Genomic DNA, 2,637 nt, shown 5'->3' with positions numbered 1-2,637 from the left:
GAGATGGACAACGCAATAAAAAATGCCCGCCCCTGATCACTTCCATGACCAGGGGCGGGCAAACGTTCCGTGAACGCTCAGCTACCGGCGGGAGCCGCGTATTCGGCGAGCACCTGAGCACGCCCGAGCGTGTGGAACCGGAGATTGAATCCGACGACGGCGGGCGAAGCGTCGGAGTCCGGACCGAGCTTCTCCTGGTCCACCGCGTACACGGTGAACACATAACGGTGCGCCGGGTCGCCGGGCGGCGGCGCGGCGCCGCCGAATTCCTTCGTCCCGTAGTCGTTGCGCACCTGGATCGCGCCCTCGGGCAGTCCCTCGAACTTGCCGCTGCCCGCACCGGTGGGCAGCTCGGTCACCGACACCGGGATGTCGATGACGGACCAGTGCCAGAATCCGCTGCCCGTGGGGGCATCGGGGTCGAAGCACGTCACGGCGAAGCTCTTGGTGTCCGGCGGGAAGCCTTCCCACCGCAGGTGCGGCGAGGTGTTCCCGGCCGCCTGGACCTGAGCGTCCTTAAGGACCGCACCCGGCTCGAAGTCCTCGCTCACGACCGTGAAAGACGGCACGGGCGGATGGAAGTCATGGGGAAGCGGCGGCCTCTTGAGCTCGGTCACGTCGGCACCTCCTGATTGGTTCCTGCTCGGCGGTAGCTCTACAGCTCTTCCGTTCCGAGCCTAGAACCAGTTGCGCTTGCTGCCGACCTGGGACAGCCACTCGTTGAGGTACGCCGCCCAGTCCGTGCCCTGGAAGTCGTGCAGCCCGACCTTGAAGGAGCGGAACGAGTCGCTGCCCTCACTGAAGAGCCCCGGCTTCTTGTCCATCTCCAGGATGACGTCCATCTCGCGGTCGTCGGCCACGAAGCTCAATTCGACCTGGTTGAGGCCGCGGTACTGCTGCGGCGGGTAGAACTCGATCTCCTGGTAGAACGGCAGCTTCTGCCGCGTGCCGCGGATGTGACCGCGCTCCATGTCGGCGCTCTTGAAGCGGAAGCCCAGCTGGATGAAGGCGTCCAGGATGGCCTGCTGCGCCGGCAGCGGGTGCACGTTGATCGGGTCCAGGTCACCGGAGTCCACCGCACGCGCGATCTCGAGCTCGGTGGTCACACCGATGTTCATCCCGCGCAGCTGCTGCCCGTCGATGGAGGTGACCGGCGTCTCCCAGGGAATCTCGAGCCCGAACGGCACCGCGTGCACCTGGCCGGCCTGGAGCGTGAAAGCCCCGCCGAGGCGCAGCTTGGTGAACTCGATGTCCTGCTTCGTCTCCTGGTCCTGGCCCTCGACCTCGACCCGCGCCTGCAGACCGACGGACAGCCCCTCGATCTCCTGGTCGACGGATCCGCCCTGGATGCGCACCTCACCCTGGACGACACCACCGGGTACGACGTTGACCTCGGTCAGCACCGTCTCCACGGAAGCACCACCGGCACCCAGGCTCGCAAGCAGCTTCTTGAACCCCATGACTCTCCTCCCCAGGCCCTGCCTGTGGTTCGACTCGACTTGAATCCTTGATCGATACAAACGCGATGAACCCGCGTCCGGTTCCGCGCCATCACCCTGGAAATCCGCCCCGCCCGTGGCCACCCACCGGGCCGGACCGTCTCCAGTAGGCTCGGACGGCATGATCAAGGCCCCTGACCGTACGCCCCTCACGCACGACTTCTTCGAGCGCCCTGTCCTTGATGTGGCCCCGGATCTCCTGGGCCGAGTCCTGGTGCGCAACTCCCCGGAGGGTCCGATCGAGCTGCGCCTCACAGAGGTGGAGGCGTACGCGGGCGAGGCCGATCCCGGATCACACGCCTATCGCGGCCCGACCGCCCGCAACAGCGTGATGTTCGGTCCGCCCGGACACGCGTACGTCTACTTCACCTACGGCATGTGGCACTGCCTCAACGTGGTGTGCGGACCGGAAGGCATGGCGAGCGGGGTCCTGCTCAGGGCGGGGGAGATCACGACGGGCGCGGAGATCGCCCGCAAGCGCCGGCTCTCGGCCCGCAACGACAGGGAACTGGCCAAGGGCCCCGCACGCCTGGCCACGGCCCTTGACGTGGACCGCAGCCAGAACGGCATCGACCTCTGTACGGGAGGGGACGCGCCCCTCACCCTCCTTACGGGCACCCCTGCCGACCCCGGGCAGGTCAGCAACGGCCCGCGCACCGGAGTCGGCGGCGAGGGCGCCGTCCACCCCTGGCGCTTCTGGACCCTCAACGACCCGACGGTCAGCCCCTATCGGGCGCATGCGCCCCGTCGCCGCCGAACTTGACGCGGCCTTGAGCGGACCGTAATGTAGCCCGAGCCGCTTGACCCGGTGACGGCAATCTGCCAGCAGCTGGAAGCGGCCAACCACTACCTACGACTTCCCCTCAGCGGGGGCGCATTTCGCATGCTCGCATGCCGGAATTCGAACTCGCGGAACTCGATTATGAGTTGCAGAGGGAATCCGCTAACGTAGTGAACACGCCGAAAGGCAAAGGCCCTCCAACGGCCACCGGAAATGAAATCCGAACCGGGAACGGAACGGAAAACGGATCTGGTAGGGTTGGAAACACGAAATACCGAAGGGAAGCGCCCGGAGGAAAGCCCGAGAGGGTGAGTACAAAGGAAGCGTCCGTTCCTTGAGAACTCAACAGCGTGCCAA

At 66.2% G+C, this 2,637-nt stretch carries 3 protein-coding genes; 1 reads left to right on the top strand and 2 read right to left on the bottom strand.

Annotated elements, in window-relative coordinates; translation table 11 throughout:
• Positions 1 to 77: 77 nt before the first annotated feature.
• Both ACQKIP_RS44765 and ACQKIP_RS44760 read right to left on the bottom strand, forming a co-directional pair.
• Positions 78 to 617: a YbhB/YbcL family Raf kinase inhibitor-like protein gene (locus ACQKIP_RS44765; RefSeq protein ID WP_365853384.1), complete on the bottom strand. Its 540-nt coding sequence runs from the start codon at positions 615 to 617 to the stop codon at positions 78 to 80.
• Between the two features lie 60 nt (positions 618 to 677).
• Positions 678 to 1,460 carry a sporulation protein gene (locus tag ACQKIP_RS44760; protein WP_365853386.1) on the bottom strand — a complete coding sequence of 261 codons (783 nt, stop codon included), beginning with the start codon at positions 1,458 to 1,460 and terminating at the stop codon, positions 678 to 680.
• A gap of 160 nt (positions 1,461 to 1,620) precedes the next feature.
• On the opposite strand from ACQKIP_RS44760, the gene ACQKIP_RS44755 reads away from it, so the two are divergent.
• Positions 1,621 to 2,262 carry a DNA-3-methyladenine glycosylase gene (locus ACQKIP_RS44755; RefSeq protein ID WP_365853388.1) on the top strand — a complete coding sequence of 214 codons (642 nt, stop codon included), beginning with the start codon at positions 1,621 to 1,623 and terminating at the stop codon, positions 2,260 to 2,262.
• The last annotated feature ends 375 nt before the right edge of the window (positions 2,263 to 2,637 follow it).

The sequence above is a fragment of the Streptomyces sp. NPDC059900 genome (assembly GCF_050270335.1).
GTDB lineage: Bacteria > Actinomycetota > Actinomycetes > Streptomycetales > Streptomycetaceae > Streptomyces.
This window is presented reverse-complemented; position numbering and strand designations above follow the sequence as displayed.

Excerpts from the sequence above, each read along its gene's own strand:
- ACQKIP_RS44760 (WP_365853386.1), bottom strand. The coding sequence starts at position 1,460 with ATGGGGTTCAAGAAGCTGCTTGCGAGCCTGGGTGCCGGTGGTGCTTCC.
- ACQKIP_RS44755 (WP_365853388.1), top strand. The coding sequence starts at position 1,621 with ATGATCAAGGCCCCTGACCGTACGCCCCTCACGCACGACTTCTTCGAG.